This is a genomic window from Lysinibacillus sp. NPDC093190 (genome assembly GCF_050280425.1).
Classification (GTDB): domain Bacteria; phylum Bacillota; class Bacilli; order Bacillales_A; family Planococcaceae; genus Lysinibacillus.
In genome coordinates, this window is record NZ_JBNNVG010000006.1 from 115,886 (window position 1) to 141,119 (window position 25,234).

Consider the following 25,234-nt stretch of genomic DNA (forward strand, 5'->3'; position numbering starts at 1 on the left):
TTTTGTTGACAAAATAAAGAGCCGCATTAATATGCGACTCTTCATCTATACTTTATTAATTCCCCTGACTTAGATCTTTATGGCCGAACTTTGCTAAAAAAGGGATATGTTTCGTTAGTTTGTTATAGATAATGAATAGAACTTGTACGACCGGCTCCAATATTTTGGAGAACTTGATAATGACTAAACTTGACCCAAATGACAAAAGGGCTCCACCAATCACGTCGGCTGGATAATGTACTCCTACGAAGATACGCGAAATACCTACTAAGATGGCCCATACTAATACAGGATACTTCCACGAATCTTTTCGTAAAAGTAACGTCCACGCTAGAGCGAATACTAATACTGAATGATCACTTACAAACGAAGAATCATCAGCATGTGGTACTAACTGATGAACATCATATGTAATGAATGGTCGTGGATGATAGTAAACAAAGTGAATGAGTGCGTTTAGACCCAATCCAAGTAAACATGTAAAGACAATGTATATTGCAGTATATTGTTTTTCTGCCCTTTTTTCCTTGTTTGCAGTAAACCATAAAAATAACATAAATACGATTACGACATAAGGAACGCTATCAGTGATGAAAATCATCCCTTTATCTAGAAAAGGATAACGACTAGCTAAATCATTAATCCAGTGAAAAATCCCATAATTCATTTTGTAAATCTCCTTGCTTGTAATTTTGATTTCTCAGTAAAAAAATAAAGTGCCTCCTATTCATTTATCAATTATGCCTCGGCATAATTGCGTCCGGAGGCTTTAACTTCTTTCAGCTGATGTTTGGACACCCGCTGAAAGAAGTTAAAAATGTAGCAAGTAATGTCCTCTATTTAATAGAAGATAAACGTGAGCTTAGTGTTATAGTCGTCCAAAAGTAGAGACTTAATTCAAATAATTCCAGTTGAATACCTGCTTACTTTCATAAATGACGTCATTATAAGCCTCAGAGTTTCTTTTATTTACAAAATTCATCAACAAACTTCAGACGAGCTGAGAAAAATCCATATCTCTCCCTAAAACGTTTTCTATAAGATTAAATCATAAACTAGAAAATATTATAGTAAGCTAGCAAAAATCAGTATAAAGATGATAAAATAATTTTATAAAGGGGGGCTTCAAATATGGGGAAATTAAGCAAAAGGAACATACTGTGGATAGTGCCAATCGGAATTTTAGGGGTATTCTGGTACTTTTACGGTCCGCAAAAGGACATTACAGATAATGAATATATTACATATGTTAAAAACTATTCATTCGAAAATAGTAGTAAAACTTTAGAATCCAGCTTTGCAAACGCTTGTCAAAATCCATATTGGGTGTATTTTGAAACTCAAAAAGGACAGGATGTTGTAGAATATAAAGGAGACTGTCCTGTCAATAATAAAACCGCAAAAGTAAATGTTCAATTTTTAGTTGACCGTGATATGACAAATGTGAGAAACGGTGCAATGCTGGTCGATAATAAAATGCAGGAGGAAGCAGATCGAGACAAATACATTCTCGCATTAGTAGGAGAGAATAAATAGTTAAAAGCTCTCGTTTGAAATGAACGAGAGCTTCATTTTATTGAATCGACGGATAGAAAGGTCGAACTGACGGATTGAATCACTCAACCGACAGATAGCAGAGCCCTACTGACGGATTGAACCACTCAGTCGACGGATAACTCCCCTCAACACTTGATAAAGAATTGATTATTTCACTGCTTTCCAAATGGCCCATCTGTCCTTGTCAACTATAGAGCCCTCAGTTGAAATCGACTTGTCAATATAATTCACTAATTCATTTAATTCTTCATCGTCTAAATCGTGTAAAATACTTCTCCCTGTTCTTTCCCGTAAATCTTTTAGCAATTGCTCTTTCTGTTCATACACATTCCTTACTTCCCATAATTTCACTTCTTCAATCTCGCTAAACCCAATTGCCTTAAGTGTCTCACCTACTAGCTCACTACTATGTCTGCGTTTAATTTCTTGTTCCTTTAATTTTGGAAAACACTCAAAGAAATAGCCTCTAATATGGTAGTCATCACCTTTTAATAAACAATCTTCAGGTGTACGGTCTTGGATAATGTAAACCCCTTTATCCTCCAAAATTCTATATGCCTCTTGAAAACAAGCCTTTAAATCTTGGATATGATGAATTAAAGCTCTTTCCAGTACTAACTGAAAGCTGTTATTGTCTAAACCTGTAGCCAATGCATTTCCTTGCTTGAAAGTAATATTATGATAGTCTTTACAATTTTCTTTTGCTCCAACGAGCATAGCCTGTGAAAAATCTACACCTACCACAGAAGGTACGCCCATATCTGCTAATGCTTTCGAATAAATTCCTCCACCACAGCCAATATCTGCAGCCTTCGAAGTATTCATGATAGGGACAAGTTCTTTCATTGCTTCCATCCACGAGTGGTCAGCCTGTCGAGTTGTATAAGTAGTTCGATTGTCCTTATTGTGAAAATCAATGCCCATCTTCATCACTCTTTTCTGTTCTTTTATACCAGTCTTTATGGATATTCTTGCCTAACATTATTTTACAATCATTCGATACATAAGTAAAATCAATGTTAATTATTAATATCAATAAGTTTTTATTATCGATAATTAGCAGTGATACAGAAAATATCGTTGAGTTTTCAAATGATTTAAATCTTAGCTAAATTCAAGAGACTTCGTTATCTCCTCTACTCACTATCTTTTTCAATAATTGAACGTAATCCACTAGCTTCAAAAGTTCCTTTTAACATGGTTTCTATCAACATAGTAGCAATTTCCTCTGGGGATTGTTGCGTATCGTGTTGTAGCCAGTACGTAATAACTCCTAAAATAGCATTTGAGTTATACGCTAATATTAATTCAATCGGAAACCTCCAATTACTTTTATCAATCCGATTACCTAGATAAGCATTGAAGTATCTCACAAAAAACTGTCTCATTTTTTCATGGAAAAATGGATCACCATTTGGACCTAATATTAATTTTAAGAAATCAGCTTCTTCATAAAACACTTGTAAAATTAGGATCATCACAGGCAATCGTTCATCTTTAAACTGATTGATATCCAACTCTAAATTGGTAGTTTCATCTAAAATAGCGTTGAATTTTTCAAAAATTTCGTTCTCGTACTGTTCTAATAAATTGTATTTATCTACGTAGTGTAAATAAAAAGTCCCGCGATTAATATTGGCACGCTCCGTAATATCTCGAACCGTGATAGCTTCAAAGTTCTTTTCAGAAAGTAAAGAGAAAAATGCTTGTTTAATTTCATTTTTCGTTCGTACAATTCGTCGATCCGTTTTTGTCATGGAATCATTCCTCCCTTTTAATGAACACATTTTTTTATATGTTTAGTATTGAACACTTTTGCTGCTTTTGATTATAGGAAGTGATTTTTTTAGAGTATATAATCAAACTAAGAAATAATCAACACAATGTACATTATCTGAAAGGAGAATACCTATGAAAGAAAATAAGTTTTTCGGTATAGCGTTTGTTGCTGTACTCTTATTATCCTTCATTTTTGTAGCAACACAAATCCCTGGCGCCCATTCATCACCTAAAGATCTTCCAATCGGTCTTGTTCTTGAGGATGAAGGTAACATGGGGCAAACTTTTGTTGAGTTGATTCAAAAAAATTCACAAGCAACAAAGGAATCACCGTTTAAATGGGTAGTATTAAAAAATGAACAAGAAATGAGAGAAAAATTAGCGAACCAAGAATTGTATGGAGCTATTTATATCCCTAAAGATTTTTCTGATAAGTATGCTTCATTCCAAACACCAACACCTACATCAGCAATGCTTAAAATTTATATAAACCAAGGTAAAAATGCAAACGTTGCAAATATAGTTACACAAGCTTTATCTACAATAGTCGAAAAAATGAATGACAATGTCAGTGCCCAATTATTGGCTGTTACTGAAAAAAATAATATCCCGTTAAATGCTAATCAAGCCCACACTTATTCAACGCCTATCCAAAGTGAAATAGTCAATGTGCATGAAACCGGTAAATTAAGCAATGCACCACTTTCATTCTTCCAGCCTATTTGGATGAGTAGTTTAATCAGTGCTATTCTTTTATGGTTTACTGGAAGAAATCGCAAGTTTAATTCTGTATTGGAGCAACTAAAATTCCGAGGATTCCAAGCTCTGATTGCTATGATCATTGGTTTATTTGGAGGGTATATATTAACTTGGTACACTACTTGGATGCTGGATTTTGAGTTTGCAGATTTTAACCATGTAGCTCTATTTTTATCACTGACTTGCGCGACATTTATTTTATTAATACTAGCTATCACTACATGGATTCAATTTGCGAGTTTACCAATTTTCGTTCTTTTAATGTTCTTTGGTTTACCGCTTCTACAAATCGCACCAGAAATGTTGCCTAGTTTTTACGCTGATTGGATCTATCCATGGTTACCATTCCGCTTTATGTTTGAAGGATTAAAGGAGATTCTTTTCTTCAGTGGAGAACTTTGGGGCACTTCAGCAGTTACATTATGCTGGATTGCTGTTGTAAGTATTTTAGTACTACTTCTATCTGTGGTAAAACGTAGTTCCTATAAAGTAGACGATTATTCGCCAGAAGGAATAAGCTCTGATATGAAAGAGGGAGAAGTTTAAAATCGATTGAAGCCCAACAAAAAGAGGTGGGACATAACTAAATGGTTCCTTCATAAAGCCGAATAACCTCTAAATTAACAAAACACGATAAATAGAAAAACCGAACTATTTCGAAACACTTCATGAGCGTTTCATTGGATAGTTCGGTATTTTTGTTGGCTGAAACACTTTTGTCCCAGCCTCTTTTTATTTAATTTATTTTGAATCTACGGACTGGATAATGTTTAACTCAAGAATTCGAATTTCCTTATTTAGCTTAGCAATGGCTGCTTCTATTAGTTCAAAGCGCTCCAAATTACTTTTACTGACATTGTGCGTAGGTAGCGCTTCTTTTAACGCTTCCTGCCCTGCATATAGAATTTCAAGTAAATCTAACTTTTCAAAATAAGTTGTGCTATATTGTATTTCCATTCTCCCTAAGCCCCTTACCGTTACTTTTTCACTACTAATAAAAATTCTAACCTTTACTAGCACTATAACCGAAAAAAGTAAGCACAAAACCATGTCTTAGTTATCATTTATTAACCAATAAAAGGTATGTAAAGATGCCGTAATTATATTTTCGTAGGTTAATAGAATTTATTCTCGAGAGAAAGCATTCCTTATCTATTTTTTAATATGGAATAGACAAATGTATCGTGTTCCTGACCGTTTTGATACATATAATCTCGAAGAATTCCTTCTTTTTGAAAACCTATTTTGGTAAGCAGCTTATTTGAGGCTTCGTTTTCTAAAAAAACAACAGCGCCAATACGAGTCAGCCCCATATGCTCAAAGCCATACGACACAATTTCGGTAACCGCTTCTTGAGTATATCCTTTTCTCCAATAATCAGGATGAATTTCATAACCGATTTCTGCTCGTCTATGAGCAGGCGACCAACCGTTAAAACCAATTGTCCCGATTATCCCCTTTGTTCCCTTTCTTTCAATTCCCCATCTTATCCCTCTTTTTCCAGAAAAATTCTTTGAAAATAATTTCACTAAGTTTTCAGCTTGCTGTATCTCTATAAATGGCTCTTGTCCATAATAGCGTGTGACTTCTTCATTTGAAAAACAATTAAAAACACTTTCCGCATCATCCTGCGTCAGCTCTCTTAACAAAAGTCTTTCTGTCTCTAAATTAGGAAACATTGGATCTCCCCCCTTTGATATCATATATTCTCCATACTTCCATTTAAATCCTTTAAAAACAAAGTGTGCTCACTTTGTTTAAGAGATTTTATCCAAAAATTTGCGCTGCTATAGCATATAACGTATTATTTCTTATCGGCATTTTCTCGGCATGAAGAATCATAACAGGAGGTGTATTTGCCTCTGTAAAACCACTTTGTTCTACCCATTTTATAAATTCAACATGACCAGATGGTATATCAATTCTAAATTTCCCATTATGGTCTTTCGCTAAAATATTAATTATAAGACTAGCTGTTTTAGAATCAGGTGCTATAATCGGACCTAAAATTAGATTGATTGGACCTAAAATAGACAATCCAAAGCCTATAATATTTGCATGATGATCTTTCACAACAATACAATGCTTAGATTGCTTTATCCTATTCCGTAGAAAATTACTTCTTTTATCTCCAAAGGCAGCAGCATCTAAGCTGACAATATCAGCAAAATCTTGCTCAGTAAAATCTTCAATCGTATACTCATTAGAAGTTAAGTTATGGGCACCGACATAATTGTCAGTCAGATATTTATGTACATAATCTACTGTGGTAAAGCCCATTTTCTTATACAACGGTTCACCGTTTTTCGTTGCGACGAGCATAATTGCTGTATGTTCTGAAACACTTTCAATACATTTTTGAGTAGCTAATTTCCCTAAACCGAGCCCTCTGTAATTTTCATGAACAATGACCATACCTATCGAAGCTAGATTTGAATCATATGTGATAATGGCAGCACTTGAAACAATCTTCCCCTCAGCATTTTTGTGCCCAAATATTTTGCCTGACATCATCACCGTTCTAATTTCGAATTCATCGTAATCCCAACCGACAGAATCAGAGAGCGCAATTAATCCTGGAATATCATTTGCATCGAATAATACTAACTGTAATTGATTAAATGTAGTCATTCTTTTCCCCTCATTCAAGAACATTTGTTTCTATTTTATATGCATACTCTATTATGTACAAGTGGAATTTTTAAAAAATTTAGATTTATCATCATAACGTGTGGTTGATTTCCGTTCCGACTGAGCGCTTTGCCGCTGACGCTTCGCTTTCGCGCAGAGCAGAGCTTCCTGGGGGCGTCCGATGAGCCGCTTCACTCGCGTTGCTCGCTCCTGGGTCTCGGGCCAACACGATGTTGGTCACGAAGGCGTTAGCACAGGATGTGATGATTTTCGCCTTCGTTCCTCTATCGCTGATCCCCAAGGAGTCGCTCAGTCTCCACTCCAATCAACTTTTACACATAACAACGGTTTTAAACACATGTCACTCAAACCTTATACCATAATCATCCCCCTAAATTTCAATAAATGTTGAAATAATTTCTATTTAAGTCTATTAAAAATAGCAAATATCTATATAATAGAAGCTAGACTATGCACTCCTACTTTAAGCATATTTAGGTGATTAAAAATGACATCTTATGAACGAATACTTATAATGGTCCCGCCGTTTCCCTAGCTACGTCTACTCTTTTCTAAAGAAGTAGATTTTGCTTGTAGGAGGGCAATAAGTTGAAAAAACATGTAGCACCATCTTTATTATTAATGATTGTTCTTGTAGCTTTTCCACAGATTAGCGAGACAATCTATACACCATCTCTACCTGATATTTCAGACGCATTCAATGCTTCCAATAGCTCTGTTCAGTTAACCTTAAGTATTTATTTTATAGGGTTTGCTTTTGGTGTCTTTTGTTGGGGATGGATTTCTGATTTTATTGGACGAAGACCGGCCATGCTTGGCGGTTTAATTTTTTATGGTATTGGGAGTTTCTTGTGTTTTTATGCAGAAACAATTACTTTTCTATTAGTAAGTAGAATTATACAAGCTTTTGGGTCGGCGACAGGCTCGATTATTACGCAAACCATTTTGCGAGAAAGCGTATCTGGCAGTAAAAGACATGCGCTGTTTGCCCAAATTTCTGCGGTGATTGCCTTTACCCCTGCTGTAGGGCCACTGATTGGTGGCTGGGTCGATCAAGCACTTGGTTTTAGAGCTGTTTTCTTGGTGCTCGTTGCGATGAGTATTTTGTTGTTTATCTACGCTTATTTCAGACTTCCTGAAACAACAGATAAATCAGCGAGAAAAAGAATTGCTATTTTCCCAGTTGTAAAACGTATTATTTCATCACCAAGGGTTCTTGTATTTGGATTGCTGATTGGTGGGATAAATGGCGTGTTATTCAGTTACTATGCTGAAGCTCCCTTTATCTTTATTGACCATTTCAATTTATCACCAGGACTTTATGGTTTTCTTGGCATAATTGTGGCTCTTGCCTCTATTATTGGTGCCATGATTTCCAAAAGACTCGTCAACAAATATCAGCCAGAAAAAGTAATTCATCTCGGTTGTTTTGTGATGACTGTCGGTGCTTTATTACTACTAATCGTTAGTATATTACCATTGCCTAATATCGTCTTACTAATAGGCATTTTAGTAACCATTTTTATTACGTTATTAGGATCAGGGATTGCTCTACCTAATTGCTTAAGCCTTGCGCTTGTTAACTTTCAGGACGTTATCGGGACAGCTGGCGCGATTTTCAGCTTAGGCTATTACTTACTCGTAAGCTTCATAACGTCAGGTATGAGTTTCCTGCATAATGGTTCATTGATGATCATGCCACTATATTTCTTCATCCTATCGATGATACTGTTATTATTCGGAAGAAGGTTTATTGTTTAAAATATTGTAGCGGGAATATATAATCAATAGCACTTCCTTTATCGGCCACCCTATATATCTATTAGGGTGGCTGTTCTTTACTGAAAATAATGATTGACTACTTCATCTGCAGAATGAAAAATGATATTGCTTTGAGTTTTATAAATAAACTTTGGTGAAGTACAAGCTTTTTCAAGACTTTTTGCGTACTTTAATGTATCGGTCATTTGCTCGATAATCTCAGCGTAGCCATCGAGATTATTGGAGATTTTCGGCATCATTGTATCAGAAACGTCTAAAACAATGGCAACTTGATCCTCCGCATAATTATTTAAATTAATGAAAAAGCACTCCTCCAAATCTTTCGAATGCTTGTCAATATTAATAACTGCTTCACTATATTTTGCGATTAGTCCAGTAGATGTCACTGTAATCGTAAAGCCTTGTTCGGTTAGTTTTTTATTTATGGCATCTAACAAAGTATTGACTTCCGCATCCAATTTAGGTGTTACAGTTGTCTGTATTAATTGATCACAATTTTGATGAATGGTATCAATTTCTGTCTGCTTATCAACAAGTAATTTAAAATTTGATATCGAATACACACTAATCTCCCCTTTATTATAAGTTTGGCATTAGGGCGTTTTTTTAGTCATCTTTCAGCCATATATTTTTAAAACAATAATCTGATTACGTACCTATAGAAAATGGCAATAACATTTAAATAATTGAGGTTGGCAATTCTGATGTGGTTACAGGAACTTGGAGAAACTTATTGAATTTGATTAGTTGTGATTTGAGGATAAATAAGGATATAATAGAAGGCTGTCACAAAGAGTTAATCAGACAGCCTTTCTAAACTTAAAGTAGATGTTTTACCATTGTATAATAGCTACTTCCAGGCGGATAATCTTTTATTTCACCTACAACCTCATAGCCCCTCGCTTCATAATACGTACGTGCTTGAAAGTCATATGTAGTTAGCAATGCCTTCGTTGCTCCCATTTGCTTGGCTGTTTCTTCAGTTTTCGCTAGTAGCTGTCCACCTATGCCTTTTCCACGGAATTCTTTACTAAACCAAAACTTATTGATTTCTACCCAACCCCAATACACCTCAGCAGTGATTCCGCCAATCCATTGCTGTTGATGATCGGTTACGATTAAGTTTAACGGACGAATAGAACCCTTTTGTCTACTTTCTTTATGATACGGTGAATGTTCATCGTTGTACTCTTTAATCTTTGCATTTAAAAACGTAGTAAAGTCTTCGTGATTTTCTAATAAAATCTCAACTTGATAATCCATATGAATCCCCTTTCCATATGTAATTCTATGCTTTATAACGCTCCATTAGCTTTTCCTGATGAGCTGAAAAAATTTCTTCCAGTGAAATATCATATTTATTAGCGATAACAATAATATTCCCTAAAACATCTCCAAGCTCCTCTACTAATTCTTGCTTATTTTCTTCATATGTTTGAACCTTTTCATCCGGTCTATCCCTACCAATTTCTAACGCTCGTATAGCTCTTGCTACTTCTCCAGTTTCTTCAGCTAGGAAGCCAATACGCGTAAAAATACTTAAATCAGACCAACCACGTGTATCATAGTAATCCTTCAACCATTTTTGAAATTCATTTAATTCCATTTCTATTTCCTCCATTTCTTTCCTCTCGAAATTAAATTATACTATAAAAGTGAAACGTGAATCAGTGGGGTTTTTTCATCCCCTGCTTTAAGTTCACTGCCCGTTAATGCGGAAAGATACTTATCAGATATGGAGGAACAATGATGGATAGTATTGCAGTATTTTGCGGATCAAGCATCGGTGCTTCTGAGGCATATAAAGAAGGAGCTATTCTTCTAGGAAAAGAATTAGCAAAACGTAATATTACCTTAATTTATGGCGGAGCGAGTGTAGGTGTGATGGGAACAGTTGCAGACACGGTTCTTCGTGAAGGTGGCAAGGTGATTGGGGTTATTCCGACGTTGTTAGAGGAACGTGAAATTTCTCATAAGCATTTAACAGAGCTAATCGTCGTCAATTCTATGCATGAACGCAAAAGCAAAATGATGGAACTAGCTGATGGCTTTATCGCTTTACCTGGAGGCCCTGGTACGTTAGAAGAATTTTTTGAAGTATTCACTTGGAATCAAATCGGCCTTCTGCAAAAGCCTTGTGGGATTTTAAATATCAATCATTATTACAATTTACTCATTGGGTTATTTGACCATATGCAAAACGAACAATTTTTACAAGCCCAATCTCGAAATGCCCTACTTGTAGATGAAGATGTTGCAGCGCTATTAGATAAATGTGCAGCCTATGTTCCACCTGCAGTTAAAACATATCAAACGAGTAAATGAATAAATTTAGGATATTGGATTGGATTTATCTATTATCTTACATATTCAAAAACAGCTGAACATATGAATTCAGCTGTTTTTCATATACCCCCCAAAATTAAATTCGGAGGGTTATTTGAGTTGTGCGTATTGACAATCTATTAGCTGGTTTAGTTGAATAGCAACAATCTTTAAGAAAACAGCCTAATAAAAAATTTTCTTATACTGTCTCAATCTTTAATTCCCTAGCCTGTATCATTAATTCACAGAGTGGACAGTCAAATAATATGTGTAATTCAAACCCTGTTTCAGTTTTATAGATTTCATCATATAGCCACCAAGAACCTTCTAATTGTTCTGGAATCAAACATTTCTCGACATCACTAAAAGTTAGTTTTACATTTGTGCCATACCAACCTACTCCTGTTCCAGCTATAATAAGCGTAATTGTAGATTCAGTTGAAGAGAAAGATAATACTTCTCCATCGTGCAATGATTTTGTATGTATTTCAAGAACTTGAGATGGGAGCTGCTCTTTTATTTCTTCAAATTGTTCCATATACTGTTTACTTAAATCGTGACTACGACTTTGATAATTTTCATTCCACTCTTCAGTCATTTTTCGTAATTCTTTAGATGGATATTCAGTTTTTAGAGAGCCATCTAAAATATATGGATGAAATGGCGCTGGAAGAAATGTTAATAAATCATCTTTTCGCCATTCCAACTCTGCTTGTAACATTTCAATATAGCTCGTCCCATCTTCGTTTTTCCAATTTAAACTTTCTTCCCAATCTTCTTTAGAGTCAGGAAAAGTTAAAAAACCATCGACTTGCATTTCACGATACCAATTTTGAGTGAAATATTTCAATTTAAAATCCCCCGTTCGTACATTTCTTACTAATCTTTATCTTGACCTCTAAGAAAAACTAAAGAGGTGATTTTTAGAACTCCAACTAGCACTTCCACTATTTAAGTCAGTAGCTCTTCAGTGAAATAATCCAATACCATACATCCTGCACCTTGAGCAACGATATTGTAGGCTGTTGTTGATTTAATAATCTGGACATTACTGTTAGGATAGTGCATTAATCGATTTAGTGCTGTTTCATAAGCCACTTCGTAAAAAAGCGGTTTTGGTACTAAGGTTCCTCCACAGATGACTATATCTGGACGCATTAAGAAAATTAAATTGCTAAGTCCGATGCCAAAATAATAAGCTGCATCCTTCACTACCTCTAAACAAAGTGGATCTTCTTGCTCTAAGGCATTTAATATATGGTGAAAATCGATATCTTCTACATCATTAACCTTTTCTTGAAGAGATGAAAAATTACCACGCTTCAAACGATGTACTACTTCATTACGAATGGCTGGCAAACTGCTATATGCTTGTAAACAGCCATATGACCCACACGAACAAAGTCTCCCATGTACATCAACGATAACATGTCCAAAAGCGTCAGCCATTTCGTTTTTATTACTAACCAACCTCCCCTGTAATATTGTACCGCAGCGAATCCCCATATCACTTGAGACAAAAATCAAATTATCTGTTTTATTCCAATAGTTATTACGGTATTCAGCTAATGCTGCCAAATTTGTCCCATTATCTAAAAATACATGAGTAGCATTTTGTTGTTGTAAATAGTCGACAATGTTTAGATGATCCCACCCTCCAGCGGGAAACAAATGAGAATTTATAATAGCTCCGCTCTCTTTGTCAATTGAATCAATAACCCCTACTCCAATTCCTAGAAGTTTATCTTTTGGAATGTTGTGTTTATCTAATAACTCATTAACGCATCGAGTTACAAAATTCAACGTGTACTCTCCCGTACAGTGTGATTCCATCTTTAATTTTTCGACATCTATGATATTTATTTTTAAATCTAGGAGCAACACCGTGGTGTATAAACTAGTTATTTCTACTCCAATCAAACAGTATTTATCAGGATTAATGACGTACATTAATGGTTTACGTCCACCACTCGACTCACCAATTCCACTGTCATATATAAGGCCTTCCTGTACAAGCTCATCTAATAATCGTGCACACGTTACGTGTTTGTATCCAGTTAATTCAGTTAGTGTGTTTATTCTAACTGGCCCTAACTTGCGAACTAAGCTATATAAAAGTTTTAGACTTTTTGTTTTCGGTGATGATAAACCTACAAATTGCTTTAACATATAGTCCTCCAAAAATGAATTTATCAATTACCTATATTTTATATGATTTCTTACTAAAGAAGAAGTTAGATTATCCGGTCTTTTTTCATTATATATAAAAAGAGCTGGACACGTCGTTTATTTACCTTATATTCCAACTGAATTACTTAATACTTTTTTTCAAAATGATTTTAAGTTATTTACATTAGCTATTTTATCGATTACACTGTGTTTAATAGATTGTTATTCTAAATGGAAGATTAGTAACAGTTTATAAAGAAGTTTATCTAAGGAGGAATATTAAATGCACAATTCACAGAATATTTCAGAAACTAGAGATTTTATCATGAGTCAAACTGACTATCGTCCAACAATCGGTTTGATTTTAGGTTCAGGGTTAGGAGCTCTTGCAGATGAAATTGTAAACCCTTACAAAATTCCTTATAGTGAAATTCCTCACTTTGCAAAATCTAACGCAATCGGTCATGCGAACGAATTAATAATCGGAGAATTAATGGGACAGACAGTAGTGGCAATGAAAGGCCGCTTCCATTATTATGAAGGTTTTACTTTAGATGAAGTCACTTTCCCAGTACGTGTAATGAAAGCGCTTGGGGTAGAAAATCTGATTATTACGAATGCCTGTGGCGCCATTAATACAAGCTTTTCCCCAGGTGATTTAATGTTAATTACTGATCATATTAATTTAGTCGGTACAAATCCATTAATTGGGCCAAATAATGATGAATTGGGAACTCGTTTCCCTGATGTTTCTCAAGTATATAATCTTGATTTACGTAATATTGCTTCTACGGTAGCTAAGGAACAAAACATTAACCTACAAGAAGGTGTTTATGCTTGGTGGAGTGGGCCAGCATATGAAACTCCAGCAGAAATTCGTATGATACGTACATTAGGCGCAGATGCTGTAGGGATGTCAACAGTACCGGAAGCAATCGTAGCAATTCACGGAAACATGAAAGTACTTGGCATTTCCTGTTTAACAAATATGGCGTGTGGAATTTTAGATCAACCATTAAGTCATGATGAAGTCATTGAAGTGGCAGCTTTAGTAAGAGACAAATTTATCAAATTAGTAAAAGAAACTATTTCAAGAATGTAGTTCTTATACTTTTTTGATTCATCACCAAAGTTTAAAACGTTTGTCATGAAAAGAAGTTGATTGGAGTGGAAATTGGGCGACTACTCGAAGTTTAGGTCTCCTAAAATCCCTGCTGGAACGGAAATCACCCCACATTATGGTGATGAGCCTTTTTATGCTACCCTTTTTATCTAAATGATAAGAAGTTAATTAAAGTCAAAACTTAAAATGGGCTTCATCACCTTAATCAGGAGGGGTAAAAAAATGGGAATCAAATCACGTCTTAGATTAATGATTTTTCTTCAGTTTTTTATTTGGGGGTTCTTGGCTTGTTACACTTGGCGCTTACATGATCAACACGTTGAATTTTACTGGCACACAAGTTGGAGTCGTTTATAGTTCAAAAGGTCTTGCTGCAATCTTAATGCCAAGTCTTATAGGTATTGTGGCTGATCGTTGGGTAAAAGCAAATATTTTATATGGAATATTACATTTCCTCGGAGCAATTGCATTATTTACAGCTGCTCAAATTTCAGATCCTTCTATTATGTTTTGGGTAATGTTTTTTAATTCACTAGTTTATATGCCAACGCTTGCTTTATCTAATACGATTTCTAATGTTTCCTTAGAAAACAAAGGGCTTGATATAATGAAGAACTTCCCGCCTATTCGTGTTTTCGGGACAATTGGTTATTCTTGCGATGTGGATTATTAGTCTAGCAAAAATTGAATTGAGCAACATGCAGCTATATATAGCTGGAGGTGCCTCATTGTTGCTTGCACTGTATTCAGTTACACTTCCCGACTGCCCAACATCAAAGATAAAAAAGGACAAGTCGCTGGTAAGTCAGTTAGGATTAGATGCCTTTGTCCTTTTTAAACAAAAGAAAATGGCAATGTTTTTCGTTTTTGCAATGCTATTAGGTGCTGCATTACAAATTACGAATACATTTGGCGATCCATTTTTACATGACTTTGCGCTGAATCCTGACTATAAAGAGCTTTGCCGTTAAATATCCAGCTATTTTATTATCAGTGTCACAGATGTCAGAAGTATTCTTTATTCTTACCATTCCATTTTTCTTACGTAGATTTGGAATAAAGAAAGTAATTCTAATTAGTATGCTCGCATGGACGTTACGATTTGTATTTTTCGGATTCGGAAATCCATCCGGTGTAGGATTCCTCTTGTTAATACTATCTATGATTGTTTATGGTTGTGCGTTTGATTTCTTTAACATTTCGGGTGCCATTTTTGTAGAAAACGAAGTAGATCATCGAATACGTGCAAGCGCTCAAGGCTTATTCAGCACTATGGTAAATGGTGTTGGTGCCTATGCAGGAGCTATTATTAGTGGAAAGGTAGTAGATTTTTCCACTGTAGATAGTGTGAGAAATTGGCAAAATATTTGGTTGGTTTTTGGAGCGTATACACTCGTTCTTGCAATAGCTTTCGCGATAATTTTTAAATATAAGTATAATAGAGATGTAATGAAAAATGTAAGTTAACTTTAATAAGTTGTTTTTTCCTCCACTAAATTCCTTGCAGTTAAAAGATATCAGTTAAGTAAATAAGTTAATAACGAAAAGGCCAGTATTCAACATTTTTAAATCACTGGCCTTCCCCATTATTTCATAGAATTAATTATTTTCACCATTCCATCTACCGTAATTGTGTCGGCACTAACTTCATCAACAATAAAAATGTAGTGAAAATCATTTTTCACGATATTAAAAATGACAAAATCTGAGCTTTTAAAATAAACCATTTCATTTCCATCAGGTAATTTCACTTTCTTCGCACGCTTAGTATATGAGCGTCCATACTCACTGTCAGTTATTACTATCGTATAATGTGTACGACCTGCGTCCTCTACTAAATATTCGATGGATAGTTGAGGATGTTTATGATTAAATGATCCAAAAACATGAGTGAAAATAATAGGTGGAAGTCGTGTGGGTAAAGGTATATTACGTTTAAAAAACGCTTCACTTTCTTGAATTGCTTCATTAACTTCTGTATACTCTCCACCTTCTAAATAGATTTTTTCTAAATCAGTAGTAATTGCTTCCACATGATTGATTTGAAAATATAGAAGTAGTAAAAGACATACACTCATTTTCTTCAAATGTTATTTTATCCTCCTGATTTTATTTTCCTTTTAATATCTCCTAAAATCAGAAGGTGTATGAATTTTAGACTTTTCATGTCTTTTGCAAAACCTTTAAGATATCTTGAATTTCTATTAAATTTTCAATGATGTAATCCGCTTCAACACTTTGCCATGCATCATTTCTTTTCCAAATAGCCATCATCCCTACTTTTTTAGCAGCTTCCACATCATTAAAAGGATGATCTCCAACGTAAATACTTTCATTAGCTGACACTTCTAGCTTAGATAACGCTCGATCAAATATTTCTGCATTCGGCTTTTTGATGCCTTCCCATTCTGAGATAAGAATCACGTCAAATTCATCTTCAATTCCTAACGCTCGTATATTATCTAATTGAAATTGCCCATATCCATTTGTAATCATGCCAAGTTTTAAGCCTTGCTTCTTCAAATTGTGCAACATGCTATGTAAGTTAATAAATGGAATACAAGAATGCTTAAATTCCTGCAGGTAATCCTCTAACATGGCTTTTGGAGATAACTCAATCGATAATTCTTCGATTAATTGTTGATAGACTTTATCTTTCCATACATAGCCATGATTATCTAGCTCAATAAAGCGTTGAACATAGTTCTCCTTTAAAATGTGTGATAGATTTGGCTTTAATCGCTCGTATTGCTGTTCTATAAATGAAAGAACCGAACTATCACGATCTAACAATGTTCCATCTAAATCAAAAATCACCGCTTGAATCATTAGTTTGCATCCCCTTCATCTTACAACCTTTTGCGTTTATTCTCTGCCACCACAGCTATCAACTTCAAGACCATGTGATAACATCCGTTAGCTTTAATCCTACAAAGACAATTGTGGCTTGTTTTACTGGAGTCTTTTCTCAAACTTTATAGTTATACAACTATTTAAACACTTAACATGGAATGTTTGAAACTTTTTAACTTTTTCAAAGAAATGATGAACCTTTCCACTTGGTAATTCGTCTAAATATTGGAAACTTTGAGTTCCAGAGTAAATAAAAAGGAGAAATGATCATGAAAAAACCGATTAAAAAAACTTGGATGATTGCTTCAGCATTAACAATAGGAATGGCTGTTCTGACACCACTTCAGGCAGGAGCTACTGCAGTAGACCCAACAAATGGTGTTACTGTTCAAATCGAACAACAAGTTACAGGAACGATTAAAAACATCTACGGAGATGGGATTGATCTAAAAAGTAGAGATGGTAAAAACTACTATATCAGCTTCTATAAATTTTCTGATGAACAACTAGAAAAAATGAACTTCGTAGAAGGACAGGAAATCACAGTTGAAGGTAGCGTAGCAGAGGATTATTCAGATTTATACACATTCGAAGCTTATAAAAAAGAATTGCCTAAAGAGGTAACGAAAGAAGAGCTAGCAAAATTAGAAAAATTGTTTAATGAAATGAAAAAGCTGCAAAAAGAATTGTCAAATGAAATGACAGAAGAAGAACTTGAAAAGAAATTTGAAGAAATTGATAAAATTTATAAAGAAATGGATAAAATCACAAAACCATATATATTAGCTATATGGCAACCTCAAACATTTGAAGAGTATATAGCAGATTTCGGATTTAGTGAAAAAAATATAGTTATTGAAGAAAATGATAATAAACAGCTTAAAGGTATTTACGAAGAATGGGTAAAACTTGAAAAAGATGGTCAAGAGGAAAAGGCTATCGAAAAAATGGATGAATTTTACAAAACCCTTCAACCATATTTAGATAAACTTTATCCAACTCCAACATTTGAAGAAATCATGGAAAGATATGAGTTAAATATCCCTGCTGAAACTTTAGCAAAACTAAAAAATATTTATGATAATGCTCAAAAAGCAGAAAAAGATGACAATGCTGATTTGTCTGAAAAACTATGGGAGGATTTCTATTACATCATTGATCAATTCATAACGCCTCAAACATTTGAAGAATTCATGGCTGACTATGAATTCAAAGTTAGCGAAGAGGATAACAAGCAATTAAAACAGCTTTATGAAGAAATCTTAAAGCTAGATAAAAAAGAAGACAAAGCAAAAATTGAAGAGAAATGGGGAGCATTTAACAATATTTTAGAGCCCTATTTTAAAGCAAATAAGGAAATTCTAATCTCTGCTTCTAAAGTAATAATTAACGGCCAAGAATATACTCCACAATAAGTAAAAAAATCGAGGTGTCTCAACGATTGTTGGGATTCCTCTTTTTGTTAATTCCACAATAATTTTTCGAGATTTTTTCAAAAGTCTATTCCATCGTGCAATAAGTTTAATTCTATAGAAAAAATATAAAAAGTACCTCCTTTTGCCCATCTTCGAGGGTGTCTCACCAATCATTGAAAATGATTGGTGGATTCCCCTTTCTTTAGACTCAAAGAAAACTTTGTCGCAAAAATAAACTATTTAAATAATTCAATAAATTTGATGACCTTTAAATGATTAATACGAATGCTTATATGATAAGGAGTGATGAATTGACATTTTATCTAGCCAAAACAATTGCTCGTTAGGGGACGAATGCCGAAGTCAGTGATTATAGGAGAACACCTACTAGTGGAAGATGGAGCTGTCCTTCTTACAGTGGTTGGCACAAATATACAAAATCAATCGTGGTCCGGATCAAAGGATGAAATAAGTCTTTGTGAAGCAGGAACTAGAAGTAATCGTTTTGAAGAACAAGACGGTGAATTGGTTCATTCCCTATAAAAGCCTGATACTACTATTGTAGAAAAAGAAAACGGAACCCTTTCTCCAATGTTGAAATAATATATTGGAGGAAGAGCAATTGAGTAGAAAAAATGAGAATACAGCATTTAAATGTGAAAATTGCAGTACGATGGTTGAACCATTAACCAACGGAAGTTTCAGAAATCATTGTCCAAACTGTTTATTTTCTAAACATATGGATCATGTTCCTGGAGACAGAGCGAGTACTTGTAAAGGTTTGATGAGACCAATTGGAGTCGATTATACAGGAAAAAAAGGCTTTCTACTTATCCATCAATGTACAAAATGTCAAAAGATTAGTCGAAATAAAATAGCTGTTGATTCCATTCAAGAGGATCAAGTTATCCAATTTATGCAATCAATCGTATAGTTAAGTAATTTATTATTCAAAGACACATTGGAAATTAACCTTCAATGTGTCTTTTATTATTTAAAATCAACCTATTCATTTTACCTCTATAGCAAAAATATAAGAAGAACCTCCTTTGTCCCATCTTCCAGAAATACTATATATATAAGTCCCCTTCTTTTTCGGTACAGAGAAAACATTATCTTTTACCTTTACTAGCTTAATCTCATCGCTGCTCAACCATTTATCTACTTCTATCCCATCAATCGGTGGTTTCTTAAAACTAATTTTAATTTCACTTTGTGGTGAAACAGAAAACGGAACAATTTTTTTATTAGCAATAATTTCAGGCGGTGAAATTTTATCAACACATTCATTATTAATAATATTTTGCCAACAATATGTACCTTGTACAAACGGTACCTCTTTGCCTTCCGACATTACAACAGGCTTTGGTGGTCCAGCATTAAGTAATATAATCATCCAGATAAATGCGATAATAAATAACATGCTAATTATCTTTAGACTTCTCATTTAAAATCTCTCCTATCCAGCATATATGACTGCTAATATCATTTCATTGCAGTGGAAATTAAATTTTACTAACCGTCCTTTAAATTGTGTATAACAAAAAAATGAATTAAGTGAATAATTAGCAAGCCTATATGACACATTACATATAGGAGGTGGAAGAGTAATGTCTAAAATAATTGGTGTGGAACAATCATTAACAAACGTTGAAGACACTTTAAAGGCAAAAGGTTATGAAGTTATTCAACTTCGTACTGAAGAAGATGCAAAAAAATGTGATGCCTGTGTAATCACTGGGCAAGACAGAGATATTATGGGAATTAGCGATCCTATCATGGCAGGACCTGTTATTGACGCTGATGGTCTTTCTGCTGACGAAGTACTTCAACGTGTCGATAAATATTTCCACTAATAAATGACTTGGTGCTGTCGCTGTAGTTTTTGGACTATGGAGCAGCATCTTTTACTATTTATGTGATTATAGAGTGCTCATTATTAAATTCACCAATTCAGGTCTTTTACAATTTCTATGCTTGGATTCTTACAAATTTTATCTATTTTTTTCATAAGCTCTTACTATAAACAAAATCTTGTTGTGCTTTTTTAGAATACTTTATTTGCATCATTTTAATTCTCTTTTAGCCCCATTGCATCTAACATTGTTGTGAATTTAGCAGAGATCTCATTGAATTCACTATCCTGTAATGAACTATTAACAATTCCCGCTCCCGCAAATAATGTAATATCTTTATTATTTATCTCTGCACAACGAATGGTGATAACCCATTCCCCATCACCATTACTGTCCATATACCCTACCAAACCTGTATATAATCCCCTTTTAAATGGCTCTGTTTCCTGTATAAAGGCTAATGCTTGTTTTTGTGGCTCTCCACATATTGCTGGTGTAGGGTGTAACAACTCAGCTAAATCCAATGCGTTCATAGTATCATTTTTAAGTTTTCCTGTGATGACTGTAGATAAATGAATCATTGTATCTGTATAAAGAATCATTGGCTTTTTATTGAACTCGATATCACTTAAATAGGGTTGTAATTTCTCACACATATAGTCCACTACTATTTTATGCTCATGCAAATCTTTTTCTGAGTTAAGCAATTCTTTTTCTAAATCAGCATCTTTCACCTCATTAAAAGTTTGTTTACGTGAACCAGCTAATGGATTGATTGTAACAATATTCCCTTCCTTCTTCACTAGTAACTCTGGACTTGCTCCAATTAAATTTTGTAAGTGGCCCGTTTCAATTGAAAAAATATAACCCTGTTTATTTTTGTGCATCAAGTTTGTTAGCCACGAAGAGATCTGTGGATCAGCTTCTAATCGAAAGTTTAATGTTCTTGCTAGAACTACTTTTTTGAATTGCTTATCATTAATATAATCAATGGCATTTTGAACCATTTCGTTAAATTGTTGCCTATTAGGTTTATCTATACTATGTTCTATGGTCAATGACTGAGGATCAATATGCAAGTCATCTATCAAATCAGACTCCTGATAATACTCATGCTTATCTGGAACAATAATAGTTGCTTTTGTATGTTGGTCAAATGGAATTGCTCCAATAATCATTTGTCCCTTATATTGCTCTTGTAGTGCTGTAATTTCTTCTTTCAACTTTGAAGAATTGCTAAATTCTATCTTAAATCTTTTATGACTCCCCTTACATAACAACAGTTTCTCAGGTGTTTTAAATAAGGTATCATTATTACTAAAATTTTTTAGGATGTTAGATAGTAGTATTTTCTTCATTGTCTTCACCTCACTAATTAGTCATTATTAAATGTTAAATTCTTCTATTACTAGATTCGATTCAATATCCACAACATTTATGTTCACCTTTTTACTACTAATCAGGGATAGACGGTAATGCTCATCAACGATCATTGAATGACAAAATACATCGCCTAATGCTGATCTAAATTGCTGATTCTCGAGAGAAAAACTTACTTCTGTTAGATTCATATTTAATCCCATACCTATCATTTTGGAATAAGCTTCTTTTAGAGTCCAAATAGAGTAAAAATAATCTAGTTTATCTTCCTTTAAATTGAGCCTATTAAACTGTGCTGTTTCGGTTTCACTCATAAAATATTCAATACAATCAAACTCAATTGGCTTTATGCATTCAATATCAATTCCAATAAAACATCCTAATGAGACAGTACCTACAATATAATGTCCCGTGTGGGATACATTAAAATGAAGATTTTTGTAGCCAGGAATATTAACATATGGCTTTCCATATGGACTATATTCAAATTGAATTCCTGTTAATCCTGTTTCCTTAAATAGAATATAGCGTTTAAAAAAATCAGAATAAGTGTTACTAGTATTATTTGTTCTATATAAATAGACATTTATAAGTTGCAAAAGGTTTGTCATCACATGTTGGCATTGTAATGGATGATAGTGTCTTCTATTATTTTCAAATAAGTGTTACCTAATTCGTAAAAGAAAAAGTGTCCACCTTGAAATTTTTTAATAGCATATTCATTACTCGTAACTTCTTGCCAACGTAATAAATCTAACTCGGTAAGGTCAACATCATCTTCACTATAATGAGCAATAATCGGCGTGTTCAATTCCTCACCATTATAGGAAAACGACTCATGTAAAATATAATCATTTTTTATAGAAGGTATAACAAAATTAAGAAACTCTTGATTTTCTAATAAATGTTTTGGTGTACCACCTAGACGATATAATTCCTGTATTAAAGAATTATCAGCCATCGTTGAGTGATATTTATCCTTACCTTTATAATGGGGTGCTTGGCGGCTTGCAACTATTAATAGCTGCATTTGTATGTCTGTATTTTTTTCAAGATAGTAAGCGACCTTAAATGCAATTGCTGCACCCATACTATGTCCAAATAATACTACCTTTCTGTCTTTCGAAATACTTTCAATGGCTTTTGCTATTTCTACACCTAAATCGTCCACGTTTAAAATAGGTTCTTCGTTTCTCCGTGTTCCTTTCCCTGGTAGTTCTACACTATATATATTTGCTTCCTTACTTTCCGACACCCATTCTTTATAATTAGCAGCTGATCCACCAGCATGATGAAAGCAAAATAAGTTAACGTTAGTAAGATTGTCACGAGAAAATGGAAACCAAATTTTCATATCCATTACAGCATCCTCCTTATATTTTTTCTAACACAAATAAACGTTGTCCTAGCGGATATAATTTATGTGCTTTATCAGGTTGAATAGAATTACATTTGAATCCTACTTCACTAAATATTTCTAACCACTGTGATGTAGTTAAAAAGGTAGATGATGTCTTTTCTCTTAAATCATTAGCAGGCTTCATCATAAATACTTGTGAAATTAACATTTGTAACGATTCACCATCTGCTTCTGTTATTAGGACAATACCATCATTTTTTAATAATAATTTCAGCCTTAATAAAACCTCTCGCGTATTTTGCACATTATTCAAAACTCCTGCTGCTAGAATAATATCTTGAGAACCATTCTCAATACATGACATATCCTTATCATTTTCAATATCTAATTTCATATAATCCATCCAGTTAATGTTTTTGAACGTTTTTTTCGCTTCATTGATAAAATAATTTGAAATATCACTAAATAAATAGCGTTTTATTTTTTTCTGTAGGTGATTCTTTATAATGCTATCTATGACTACTGTAGAGGTGGCGCCAGTTCCAGCACCAATTTCTAATAATTGCACCTCATTATTCATTGCTACCTTATCTACAACAATGTCAGATACTTCATTATTAAGATAATGGGCGATTATTGTATCCTTATATAATTGCGTTGCTATATCCTGCTCACCGTTCTGGAATAACAGTTGGACTGCAGACTGCTTCCCACTTAATAAATCACCTAATAATTGAGCGTGACTATAAAAATAGTCCATTACTTTTTCTGGTATTAATCGATATGACCAAAGTGATTTTATCTCTCCCCAATCACGTTTCAATTCTTCAGAAGTCCGGACTGGATAATTTAAAACATAACCAGTATTAAGACAGATAATATAGCCATGATTTACTAGTGCTGTTAACCATCTTTGAAGGACAAATTGAAAGTTTTCAGCTATTTTGATTGAGCGCAATATTTCGTCAAATCGATACACTTTTCCTTTCGTGTTTAACGTACTATTCTTTTGTAGTTCAAATAAAATAGATTTTAAACAAACTTCGTTAAACTTCATTACTGCATGTTGAACACTATCCACTGTTAATTGTTCATATCGAACGTCGATAGGCGTTTCTTTACTCAGCTGTACTTTTACTTCTTCGATTGTTAAAAACTGATGATCCTTTCTCTTATAGTCATTGGGATAGCCCAATGCACTAGTTATATCACTCCACAGTTGTGCTGCTTGAATAATATGTTGACCTTCTCTCCTCATCTCTATCGCATTACTATCATTCGTAATAAGATGACTTAATCTTTCGATATCTTTTAAAATAGCAGATGGCCAAATCATTGTCAGAATCTCTTTATAAGTAGCGTTGTTATTTGGTTCAAAAACCTCAATAACTGGTGTTGTTAATGAATGTGAAGTTTCTTGTTCTAAGTCTCTTGGAACAAGAGTAGTGTTTGGTATTTGCATTCTAGGTGTCCAAACGACTGGTCCATTGGTATCAAAAAGAGTTAATTTACCGCTATCAAACCCTAATGTTATTTGATGCATTAAATGCATATAACTATCCGAGACAACTACCTCAACTTGATTTTGTGCTCTAATTGTTGTCGGAACACCTTTTATCATTAATGAAAGCATTTGAAACGGTATATTGTCTAAAATTGTATTTTTAACGCTCCAAGGTTGTAGATTTCCGAACAGCTTTGTTAATATATGAGCTAATGGAAATGAAACTTGAGTTGCCATATCAACATTAAGGTATAACAAATCTTCTTTTTCCATAATTTTTTGAGCAATTCCAATAAATTTTTTTACATAAGGTAAATTTACATATAAGTCACCTACAACAAACTTTACATTATATTGTCTTGCCACACGGTAACATTCTATTAAATTCTGATAATGTACGGGCTGTTCTATTAAAACATGAATTCCCTTTTCCATTAATGCAATAGCGAGCTCTGTTCCAGAACCTCCCATTATACTTGTAGGTACAACTATGCAAGCAATATCAATATCTTTGGGAATGTCCTTTATATCACCATATAAGTCGGTTTCATAAACGCCTGTACAAGTATGAGATCTTTGGCTTCCTTGCGCTAAAATACCAACAAGTTCATATTGATGGGAGTTTTTTATGGCTTCTAGATAAAATTGGCCAAATCTTGTGCCACATACAAGTACACGTAACTTTCGGGTCAATTCTCTTCTCATCCCTTCACCTGTTTC

The 25,234-nt window shown here is 34.0% G+C and carries 30 protein-coding genes; 12 read left to right on the plus strand and 18 right to left on the minus strand.

Translation table 11 applies throughout. From position 1 onward, the window contains the following. Nucleotides 1-55 precede the first annotated feature (55 nt). Nucleotides 56-667 (minus strand): undecaprenyl-diphosphatase, encoded by a 612-nt coding sequence (locus ACQKOF_RS07250; RefSeq protein ID WP_427554987.1) that lies wholly within the window; start codon nt 665-667, stop codon nt 56-58. Between the two features lie 464 nt (nt 668-1,131). On the opposite strand from ACQKOF_RS07250, the gene ACQKOF_RS07255 reads away from it, so the two are divergent. Then, complete coding sequence (locus ACQKOF_RS07255) at nt 1,132-1,536, plus strand: glucosamine 6-phosphate synthetase (RefSeq protein WP_427554989.1); 405 nt, start codon at nt 1,132-1,134, stop codon at nt 1,534-1,536. Nucleotides 1,537-1,704: 168 nt separating this feature from the next. On the opposite strand, the gene ACQKOF_RS07260 is transcribed toward ACQKOF_RS07255, so the two are convergent. Then, on the minus strand, nt 1,705-2,481 hold the full coding sequence (locus ACQKOF_RS07260) for a class I SAM-dependent methyltransferase (protein WP_427554992.1): 777 nt from the start codon (nt 2,479-2,481) through the stop codon (nt 1,705-1,707). 212 nt (nt 2,482-2,693) lie between these two features. Beyond that, complete coding sequence (locus tag ACQKOF_RS07265) at nt 2,694-3,314, minus strand: TetR/AcrR family transcriptional regulator (protein ID WP_427554994.1); 621 nt, start codon at nt 3,312-3,314, stop codon at nt 2,694-2,696. A gap of 154 nt (nt 3,315-3,468) precedes the next feature. Between ACQKOF_RS07265 and ACQKOF_RS07270 the strand changes: the two genes are divergently transcribed. Next, on the plus strand, nt 3,469-4,641 hold the full coding sequence (locus ACQKOF_RS07270) for a DUF3533 domain-containing protein (RefSeq protein ID WP_427554996.1): 1,173 nt from the start codon (nt 3,469-3,471) through the stop codon (nt 4,639-4,641). Nucleotides 4,642-4,836: 195 nt separating this feature from the next. On the opposite strand, the gene ACQKOF_RS07275 is transcribed toward ACQKOF_RS07270, so the two are convergent. The 3 genes from ACQKOF_RS07275 to ACQKOF_RS07285 form a co-directional block, all read right to left on the minus strand. Beyond that, the gene (locus tag ACQKOF_RS07275) at nt 4,837-5,052 is read right to left on the minus strand and encodes a hypothetical protein (protein WP_427554998.1); all 216 of its coding nucleotides are present in this window, start codon (nt 5,050-5,052) and stop codon (nt 4,837-4,839) included. A 191-nt stretch (nt 5,053-5,243) separates the two neighbouring features. Next, a complete protein-coding gene (locus ACQKOF_RS07280) occupies nt 5,244-5,774 on the minus strand; it encodes a GNAT family N-acetyltransferase (protein WP_427555000.1) in 531 nt (176 codons plus the stop codon). An 88-nt stretch (nt 5,775-5,862) separates the two neighbouring features. Further along, the gene (locus tag ACQKOF_RS07285) at nt 5,863-6,726 is read right to left on the minus strand and encodes a GNAT family N-acetyltransferase (RefSeq protein WP_427555002.1); all 864 of its coding nucleotides are present in this window, start codon (nt 6,724-6,726) and stop codon (nt 5,863-5,865) included. A 609-nt stretch (nt 6,727-7,335) separates the two neighbouring features. On the opposite strand from ACQKOF_RS07285, the gene ACQKOF_RS07290 reads away from it, so the two are divergent. Then, the gene (locus ACQKOF_RS07290; RefSeq protein WP_427555004.1) at nt 7,336-8,508 is read left to right on the plus strand and encodes a multidrug effflux MFS transporter; all 1,173 of its coding nucleotides are present in this window, start codon (nt 7,336-7,338) and stop codon (nt 8,506-8,508) included. Between the two features lie 77 nt (nt 8,509-8,585). Here ACQKOF_RS07290 and ACQKOF_RS07295 read toward each other — a convergent pair whose 3' ends face one another. The 3 genes from ACQKOF_RS07295 to ACQKOF_RS07305 form a co-directional block, all read right to left on the minus strand. Then, nucleotides 8,586-9,092 (minus strand): hypothetical protein, encoded by a 507-nt coding sequence (locus tag ACQKOF_RS07295; RefSeq protein WP_427555006.1) that lies wholly within the window; start codon nt 9,090-9,092, stop codon nt 8,586-8,588. 256 nt (nt 9,093-9,348) lie between these two features. Next, complete coding sequence (locus ACQKOF_RS07300) at nt 9,349-9,792, minus strand: GNAT family N-acetyltransferase (RefSeq protein WP_427555008.1); 444 nt, start codon at nt 9,790-9,792, stop codon at nt 9,349-9,351. A 25-nt stretch (nt 9,793-9,817) separates the two neighbouring features. Beyond that, a complete protein-coding gene (locus ACQKOF_RS07305; protein ID WP_427555010.1) occupies nt 9,818-10,135 on the minus strand; it encodes a MazG nucleotide pyrophosphohydrolase domain-containing protein in 318 nt (105 codons plus the stop codon). 143 nt (nt 10,136-10,278) lie between these two features. Here ACQKOF_RS07305 and ACQKOF_RS07310 point away from each other — a divergent pair, with 143 nt between their 5' ends. After that, nucleotides 10,279-10,854 (plus strand): TIGR00730 family Rossman fold protein, encoded by a 576-nt coding sequence (locus ACQKOF_RS07310; RefSeq protein ID WP_427555012.1) that lies wholly within the window; start codon nt 10,279-10,281, stop codon nt 10,852-10,854. Nucleotides 10,855-11,053: 199 nt separating this feature from the next. Here the strand turns inward: ACQKOF_RS07310 and ACQKOF_RS07315 are convergent, their stop codons facing one another. Continuing rightward, complete coding sequence (locus ACQKOF_RS07315) at nt 11,054-11,704, minus strand: DUF4085 family protein (protein ID WP_427555014.1); 651 nt, start codon at nt 11,702-11,704, stop codon at nt 11,054-11,056. Nucleotides 11,705-11,805: 101 nt separating this feature from the next. Further along, entirely contained in the window at nt 11,806-13,023 is a 1,218-nt protein-coding gene (locus ACQKOF_RS07320; RefSeq protein ID WP_427555016.1) for an ROK family protein, read from the minus strand. A 283-nt stretch (nt 13,024-13,306) separates the two neighbouring features. Here ACQKOF_RS07320 and ACQKOF_RS07325 point away from each other — a divergent pair, with 283 nt between their 5' ends. From ACQKOF_RS07325 to ACQKOF_RS07340, 4 genes are all read left to right on the plus strand, one after another. Further along, a complete protein-coding gene (locus ACQKOF_RS07325; RefSeq protein ID WP_427555018.1) occupies nt 13,307-14,125 on the plus strand; it encodes a purine-nucleoside phosphorylase in 819 nt (272 codons plus the stop codon). Between the two features lie 328 nt (nt 14,126-14,453). After that, nucleotides 14,454-14,819 (plus strand): MFS transporter, encoded by a 366-nt coding sequence (locus tag ACQKOF_RS07330; protein ID WP_427555020.1) that lies wholly within the window; start codon nt 14,454-14,456, stop codon nt 14,817-14,819. Between the two features lie 25 nt (nt 14,820-14,844). Then, nucleotides 14,845-15,117: a hypothetical protein gene (locus tag ACQKOF_RS07335; RefSeq protein ID WP_427555118.1), complete on the plus strand. Its 273-nt coding sequence runs from the start codon at nt 14,845-14,847 to the stop codon at nt 15,115-15,117. 22 nt (nt 15,118-15,139) lie between these two features. After that, the gene (locus ACQKOF_RS07340) at nt 15,140-15,613 is read left to right on the plus strand and encodes an MFS transporter (protein WP_427555022.1); all 474 of its coding nucleotides are present in this window, start codon (nt 15,140-15,142) and stop codon (nt 15,611-15,613) included. A gap of 119 nt (nt 15,614-15,732) precedes the next feature. Here the strand turns inward: ACQKOF_RS07340 and ACQKOF_RS07345 are convergent, their stop codons facing one another. Further along, nucleotides 15,733-16,233 carry a hypothetical protein gene (locus ACQKOF_RS07345; protein WP_427555024.1) on the minus strand — a complete coding sequence of 167 codons (501 nt, stop codon included), beginning with the start codon at nt 16,231-16,233 and terminating at the stop codon, nt 15,733-15,735. A gap of 76 nt (nt 16,234-16,309) precedes the next feature. After that, nucleotides 16,310-16,975, minus strand: a complete 666-nt coding sequence (locus tag ACQKOF_RS07350; protein WP_427555026.1) for an HAD family hydrolase — start codon at nt 16,973-16,975, stop codon at nt 16,310-16,312. Between the two features lie 293 nt (nt 16,976-17,268). On the opposite strand from ACQKOF_RS07350, the gene ACQKOF_RS07355 reads away from it, so the two are divergent. The 3 genes from ACQKOF_RS07355 to ACQKOF_RS07365 all read left to right on the plus strand — a co-directional run bounded on the left by ACQKOF_RS07355 (nt 17,269) and on the right by ACQKOF_RS07365 (nt 19,348). After that, on the plus strand, nt 17,269-18,414 hold the full coding sequence (locus ACQKOF_RS07355) for a hypothetical protein (protein WP_427555028.1): 1,146 nt from the start codon (nt 17,269-17,271) through the stop codon (nt 18,412-18,414). A 354-nt stretch (nt 18,415-18,768) separates the two neighbouring features. Next, complete coding sequence (locus tag ACQKOF_RS07360) at nt 18,769-18,957, plus strand: hypothetical protein (RefSeq protein WP_427555030.1); 189 nt, start codon at nt 18,769-18,771, stop codon at nt 18,955-18,957. A 79-nt stretch (nt 18,958-19,036) separates the two neighbouring features. Then, nucleotides 19,037-19,348 carry an RNHCP domain-containing protein gene (locus tag ACQKOF_RS07365; RefSeq protein WP_427555032.1) on the plus strand — a complete coding sequence of 104 codons (312 nt, stop codon included), beginning with the start codon at nt 19,037-19,039 and terminating at the stop codon, nt 19,346-19,348. A gap of 75 nt (nt 19,349-19,423) precedes the next feature. On the opposite strand, the gene ACQKOF_RS07370 is transcribed toward ACQKOF_RS07365, so the two are convergent. Further along, on the minus strand, nt 19,424-19,861 hold the full coding sequence (locus tag ACQKOF_RS07370; protein ID WP_427555033.1) for a hypothetical protein: 438 nt from the start codon (nt 19,859-19,861) through the stop codon (nt 19,424-19,426). A 163-nt stretch (nt 19,862-20,024) separates the two neighbouring features. Between ACQKOF_RS07370 and ACQKOF_RS07375 the strand changes: the two genes are divergently transcribed. Next, complete coding sequence (locus tag ACQKOF_RS07375; protein WP_427555035.1) at nt 20,025-20,270, plus strand: YkuS family protein; 246 nt, start codon at nt 20,025-20,027, stop codon at nt 20,268-20,270. A 215-nt stretch (nt 20,271-20,485) separates the two neighbouring features. Here the strand turns inward: ACQKOF_RS07375 and ACQKOF_RS07380 are convergent, their stop codons facing one another. Genes ACQKOF_RS07380 through ACQKOF_RS07395 form a run of 4 tightly spaced genes read right to left on the minus strand, consistent with a single transcriptional unit; the run spans nt 20,486 to nt 25,207 of the window. Continuing rightward, nucleotides 20,486-21,628, minus strand: a complete 1,143-nt coding sequence (locus ACQKOF_RS07380; protein WP_427555037.1) for an isochorismate synthase — start codon at nt 21,626-21,628, stop codon at nt 20,486-20,488. 27 nt (nt 21,629-21,655) lie between these two features. Continuing rightward, the gene (locus ACQKOF_RS07385) at nt 21,656-22,249 is read right to left on the minus strand and encodes a 4'-phosphopantetheinyl transferase family protein (protein WP_427555039.1); all 594 of its coding nucleotides are present in this window, start codon (nt 22,247-22,249) and stop codon (nt 21,656-21,658) included. 11 nt (nt 22,250-22,260) lie between these two features. After that, the gene (locus ACQKOF_RS07390) at nt 22,261-23,010 is read right to left on the minus strand and encodes a thioesterase II family protein (protein ID WP_427555041.1); all 750 of its coding nucleotides are present in this window, start codon (nt 23,008-23,010) and stop codon (nt 22,261-22,263) included. A 13-nt stretch (nt 23,011-23,023) separates the two neighbouring features. Next, nucleotides 23,024-25,207, minus strand: coding sequence for a Gfo/Idh/MocA family oxidoreductase (locus ACQKOF_RS07395; protein ID WP_427555043.1), 2,184 nt, complete (start codon nt 25,205-25,207; stop codon nt 23,024-23,026). Nucleotides 25,208-25,234 lie beyond the last annotated feature (27 nt).

Coding starts and splice junctions, on each gene's coding strand:
- ACQKOF_RS07370 (WP_427555033.1), bottom strand. CDS start 19,861: ATGAGAAGTCTAAAGATAATTAGCATGTTATTTATTATCGCATTTATC.
- ACQKOF_RS07255 (WP_427554989.1), top strand. CDS start 1,132: ATGGGGAAATTAAGCAAAAGGAACATACTGTGGATAGTGCCAATCGGA.
- ACQKOF_RS07335 (WP_427555118.1), top strand. CDS start 14,845: ATGCAGCTATATATAGCTGGAGGTGCCTCATTGTTGCTTGCACTGTAT.
- ACQKOF_RS07330 (WP_427555020.1), top strand. CDS start 14,454: ATGATCAACACGTTGAATTTTACTGGCACACAAGTTGGAGTCGTTTAT.
- ACQKOF_RS07285 (WP_427555002.1), bottom strand. CDS start 6,726: ATGACTACATTTAATCAATTACAGTTAGTATTATTCGATGCAAATGAT.
- ACQKOF_RS07280 (WP_427555000.1), bottom strand. CDS start 5,774: ATGTTTCCTAATTTAGAGACAGAAAGACTTTTGTTAAGAGAGCTGACG.
- ACQKOF_RS07265 (WP_427554994.1), bottom strand. CDS start 3,314: ATGACAAAAACGGATCGACGAATTGTACGAACGAAAAATGAAATTAAA.
- ACQKOF_RS07250 (WP_427554987.1), bottom strand. CDS start 667: ATGAATTATGGGATTTTTCACTGGATTAATGATTTAGCTAGTCGTTAT.
- ACQKOF_RS07305 (WP_427555010.1), bottom strand. CDS start 10,135: ATGGAATTAAATGAATTTCAAAAATGGTTGAAGGATTACTATGATACA.
- ACQKOF_RS07325 (WP_427555018.1), top strand. CDS start 13,307: ATGCACAATTCACAGAATATTTCAGAAACTAGAGATTTTATCATGAGT.
- ACQKOF_RS07320 (WP_427555016.1), bottom strand. CDS start 13,023: ATGTTAAAGCAATTTGTAGGTTTATCATCACCGAAAACAAAAAGTCTA.
- ACQKOF_RS07275 (WP_427554998.1), bottom strand. CDS start 5,052: ATGGAAATACAATATAGCACAACTTATTTTGAAAAGTTAGATTTACTT.
- ACQKOF_RS07355 (WP_427555028.1), top strand. CDS start 17,269: ATGAAAAAACCGATTAAAAAAACTTGGATGATTGCTTCAGCATTAACA.
- ACQKOF_RS07380 (WP_427555037.1), bottom strand. CDS start 21,628: ATGAAGAAAATACTACTATCTAACATCCTAAAAAATTTTAGTAATAAT.
- ACQKOF_RS07390 (WP_427555041.1), bottom strand. CDS start 23,010: ATGGATATGAAAATTTGGTTTCCATTTTCTCGTGACAATCTTACTAAC.
- ACQKOF_RS07360 (WP_427555030.1), top strand. CDS start 18,769: ATGCCGAAGTCAGTGATTATAGGAGAACACCTACTAGTGGAAGATGGA.
- ACQKOF_RS07350 (WP_427555026.1), bottom strand. CDS start 16,975: ATGATTCAAGCGGTGATTTTTGATTTAGATGGAACATTGTTAGATCGT.
- ACQKOF_RS07270 (WP_427554996.1), top strand. CDS start 3,469: ATGAAAGAAAATAAGTTTTTCGGTATAGCGTTTGTTGCTGTACTCTTA.
- ACQKOF_RS07300 (WP_427555008.1), bottom strand. CDS start 9,792: ATGGATTATCAAGTTGAGATTTTATTAGAAAATCACGAAGACTTTACT.
- ACQKOF_RS07375 (WP_427555035.1), top strand. CDS start 20,025: ATGTCTAAAATAATTGGTGTGGAACAATCATTAACAAACGTTGAAGAC.
- ACQKOF_RS07260 (WP_427554992.1), bottom strand. CDS start 2,481: ATGGGCATTGATTTTCACAATAAGGACAATCGAACTACTTATACAACT.
- ACQKOF_RS07310 (WP_427555012.1), top strand. CDS start 10,279: ATGGATAGTATTGCAGTATTTTGCGGATCAAGCATCGGTGCTTCTGAG.